We start from the raw sequence: 4372 nt of genomic DNA on the forward strand, positions 1-4372 counted from the left end.
TAACGATAAGAGCGGGATAATATGATTGCGGAACTCGATAACCTTCGCTCCATGCACCAGTCGGATCTGATTCCGTTGGATAATGGACGTCTCCAGAATGGAAGACAGCGGGATCGCATACTTCTCGTTGCCCATACGGATTAGCATGGCAGAAATGATCGACAAAGTTAGCGGGAGCTGTACAGAGAACGTCGTTCCTGCGCCTAATTTCGATGTCACCTGGACGTGGCCGCCAAGCGATTGGATTTTCGTTTTGACGACATCCAACCCGACGCCTCGGCCAGAAATATCTGATATTTTATCAGCCGTACTGAAACCGGAAGCGAATAGAAGCTGGAACACCTCTTCGTCTTTCATTGTTTTCGCTTGCTCTTGCGTCACTACACCCTTCTCAATAGCAGACTTCAGCACTTTATCCCGATTGATTCCTTTGCCATCTTCCTGAATTTCAATGAATACGTGATTGCCACTGTGGAAGGCACGTAGATTCACTGTACCGGTCTCCGGCTTTCCGGATGCGATCCGTTCCGATACCGTCTCAATCCCGTGGTCGACCGCATTACGCAGCAAGTGAACCAGAGGATCCCCGATTTCGTCGATCACGGTACGGTCTAATTCGGTTTCTRCACCGGTGATGATCAAATCGACTTTCTTATCCAACGATTTGGCCAAATCCCGAATCATTCTCGGGAAGCGATTGAACACAGTGTCAACGGGAACCATTCGCAGCTTCAGTACGATATTTTGCAAATCGGTGCTAACACGCGCCATATGTTCTACGGTTTCAGTCAATTCACTGCGCCGAATTTCGCTAGACAATTGCTCCAGTCGAACCCGGTCAATCAGCAGCTCGCTGAACAAATTCATCAGGACGTCAAGTCGCTCAATGTCAACACGAATCGTTCGGTTAGCAACAGGTGCAGTAGTAGCTTGTGGTGGAGCAGCAGTTGCAGACGCTCCTGAAGGCTTATCCAACACAGCACTGGTAGCGGAAAGCTGCTGCAGAGCGGACTCAGTCAAGTTGGATGCAGTGGATCCGGAAGCACTTACTTTCGATAGCTGCACGAGCGCATTYTCATCTAGCGACTGAACGATGGCACGCTCAATCTCACTTATGTTATTCACTGCTTTTTCTATGATAGCGGCATCGGTTGTAGACACAACGAACACAGTGAAGGATAGATCGAACTTCTCCTTCTCAATGTCTTCTACAGAAGGGAATGATTTGACAACTTCGCCGTTCTGCTCCAATACATCGAATACCATATATGCCCGCGCCGCTTTAAGTATGCACGACTTCTGCAGATTGACTTCGATGCGGAACACATTCATCCCAGCTTCAAGCGACTGAATCAGCACCGAATATTGGAATTCGTCCAATCGATCTGCCGATGGCGCGGATTCAACGATTGGTGCAGATGTAGAAGACTGGCTGTAATCGCCAGACACGATCGACTTCAATGTACGGACAATGTCCGTTACGTCCGCCTTACCCGTACCACCGGCAATAATGTCATGCACCATAGTTTCTAGTGAATCCACGCTGCGGAATATAGTATCGAATATAAATGGATTCATCTGCAGCTTGTGGTTCCGCACCAAATCCAGTACATTCTCCATCTCATGCGTTAATGAAGCCAGATCTTCGAACCCCATCGTAGCAGACATGCCCTTGAGCGTATGAGCGGATCGAAAGATCACTTGTACGATGCTTATATCTTCCGGGTTTCCTTCCAACTTCAATAGATTTTCGTTCATCGCTTGTAGATGTTCCTTAGATTCATCAATGAACATGCTCAAATACTGATTCAATTCCATAATCCGACACCTCCTTATAGTCACTCGCGCGTTTGTTATAGTTCCATACTGATCCTAGTTACTTCATGACGGTATCGACGAGCCTAGTAGCGATCTGATGGAGTGGAAGCTCCAGCATGGCACCACCCAGCTCAACAGCCGACCGAGGCATCCCGTATACGACGCAAGTTTCGCTAGATTCGGCGATGGTCTGCACGGCTCCTGCATGCTTCAGACTGAGCATCCCTTGCGCACCATCACTGCCCATACCAGTCAATAGAACCACATGTCGTCTCAGCTCCTGCAAGGGGATCAATGATTCGAACAATGTGTCCACACAAGGCCGATGACCGCCTCTAGGTTCATCTCTGTTCAATCTCACCCGATACCCGCCACTATCGCCTCGCTCGATGCCCATATGCCAGCCACCAGGAGCAATATAAGCCGTGCCGTTCTCCAGCGCCATTCCCTGAGCAGCTTCTACAACTCGGATCTGTGAGTTAGAATCAAGCCGCTGGGCCAATGATCGGGTAAAGTTTGGCGGCATATGCTGGACAATAACGATAGGCGCCGGAAATTGCTCGGGCAGTGGGGTAAGAACTTGATGCAGCGCTCTTGGCCCGCCCGTCGAAGTGCCAATGGCGACTACTTGCACCAATTTACTCGGAACCTGAATTTTTTTGTCGCTCTTCTCAGGCTTCTCCAGCTTCTTGAACGACTCGATAACAGGATTTGGCTTAACTGGAGCAGATGGCTTAACCAGCTTCTCGACTTCAGGCTTCGGAGTCGGGATAATCGGCGGTTTTCGTGTAACGTTAGGTTGAACTCGAGACGATGCCGCGATAATCAGCTTTTCCATCAACATCTCTTGTACTTTAAACAAATCAAGTGAAATGGAGCCGGAAGGCTTGCGCACGAAGTCGATAGCGCCTAATTCAAGTGCAGCAATTGTTTCTTTGGCACCTTCTTCAGTCAGACTGCTCAACATAATGACCGGAGTCGGATTATCCGCCATGATGAGTTTCAACGCTTCAAGCCCATTCATCTCTGGCATTTCTATATCAAGCGTAATTACATCCGGAGCATGCTGTTTGGCTTTCTGAACGGCTTCCTTGCCGTTACGCGCCGTATCCACCACTTGGAAACGGTCATCCTCACCAATCATATCGGAAATGATCTTACGCATAAAAACCGAATCGTCCACGACAAGGACTTTGTACTTGGTCAACCGGCTCACCCTTTCTTTGCTGTCCTTCCGCTCCTGACAAGGGGAATCACTTCAGTAAGTTCATCATTTTACTAAGGAATCCTTTAACCCCAGCAACAGCGGGTACAGGCTCAGGAATCGTCTCTCCCGCGATAAATCGATCGACTAGTTGCTCAATTCCTTTACTTGCCATGCAGTTCGGATAAGCGATTGTAAATGGAATTTGACGTTTGACTGCTTTCGAGACTGAACTGTCATCTTCAACAAAGCCGAGAGTTGGAATGTCCAGGTTCAGAAATTTTTTGGCCACCATACTTATCTTATCGGCTGTAATCTTCCCTTCACGTGCTTCAGTAACTCGGTTCACAACAAGCTTGAAATGGACATCAAGATTCATCGAGTGCACCATCTTGATAATAGCGTAAGCATCCGTGATGGATGTCGGTTCAGGTGTCGTGACGACAATGGTTTCGTTCGCCGCTACGATGAATTTGAGTGTTTCCTTGGACAATCCAGCACCCGTATCGAATATGATGTAATCCACATAACCGTTCAGCTGGTTCACTTGATCTGCGAAATAGTCAATCTCTTCCTCCGAGAGTCGGATCAAATCGTTGAAGCCGGAACCGCCAGCAATGAACTCCAGATCGTTATAGCCTTTGTGAATGATCTCCCATATCGTCTTCTCACGTTTCAACAAGTGATAGAGACTGTATTTCGACGAAATCCCCATCAACACATCGATGTTGGCAAGACCAATATCCGCATCGAATACGAGTACCTTGAAGCCTTGGGCCTGAAGGGTAAGGGCGAAATTCAACGTGAAGTTGGACTTCCCTACTCCCCCTTTGCCGCTCGTCACCGTAATAATCCGGGTGTTCATAGTACGGTTCTCCTGCTGATTGCGAATTAATTTTCGCAAGCTCTGGGCTTGATCGCTCATTCGCTCGGTTCCTCCAGGATGCGAGTTATCAATAGATCATCATCTGCCACCAAGATGTCGTCTGGAACGTTCTGTCCATTCGTCATATAAGATAGCTGCAGCGGAAAGTCAAATAGCAGATTAAGGACTGATCCGTAAGTTCGCGTCTCGTCCATCTTGGTGAACAGCACCTTATCCAAGCGGAATTTGGCAAAATTGTCTGTGATGGCTTTCATATCTTTATATTTGGAAGTTAAGCTCATGACTAGAAACGTCTCGCTCTTCCCCCTGGCTTGCAGTAAAGAATTTAGCTCCGATACATACATCGGATTGCGGAAGTTACGTCCTGCCGTATCCATAAAGATCAATTCTCGATCCTGAAGCTGCTGAAAGGCTTTAACCAGCTCCTGTGGGGAGAATACAACTTCAAGCGGGACATTCAATAT

General features: G+C 47.9%; 4 protein-coding genes. All 4 read right to left on the bottom strand.

Going from position 1 to position 4372, the window contains the following annotated elements; all coding sequences use genetic code 11:
* Nucleotides 1-1818 (bottom strand): Hpt domain-containing protein (locus AC1DWB_RS31520; RefSeq protein ID WP_477545048.1); only part of this gene is annotated, 1818 nt, incomplete at its 3' end.
* Nucleotides 1819-1876: 58 nt separating this feature from the next.
* Nucleotides 1877-3025 carry a protein-glutamate methylesterase/protein-glutamine glutaminase gene (locus tag AC1DWB_RS31525; RefSeq protein WP_477545049.1) on the bottom strand — a complete coding sequence of 383 codons (1149 nt, stop codon included), beginning with the start codon at nt 3023-3025 and terminating at the stop codon, nt 1877-1879.
* A gap of 46 nt (nt 3026-3071) precedes the next feature.
* A complete protein-coding gene (locus tag AC1DWB_RS31530; protein WP_477545050.1) occupies nt 3072-3947 on the bottom strand; it encodes a MinD/ParA family protein in 876 nt (291 codons plus the stop codon).
* A partial coding sequence (locus AC1DWB_RS31535) for a flagellar biosynthesis protein FlhF (protein ID WP_477545051.1) occupies nt 3944-4372 on the bottom strand: 429 nt, incomplete at its 5' end. The genes AC1DWB_RS31530 and AC1DWB_RS31535, both read right to left, overlap by 4 nt.

Source organism: Paenibacillus sp. P4_E11 (assembly GCF_056401635.1).

Coding starts and splice junctions, on each gene's coding strand:
- AC1DWB_RS31530 (WP_477545050.1), bottom strand. CDS start 3,947: ATGAGCGATCAAGCCCAGAGCTTGCGAAAATTAATTCGCAATCAGCAG.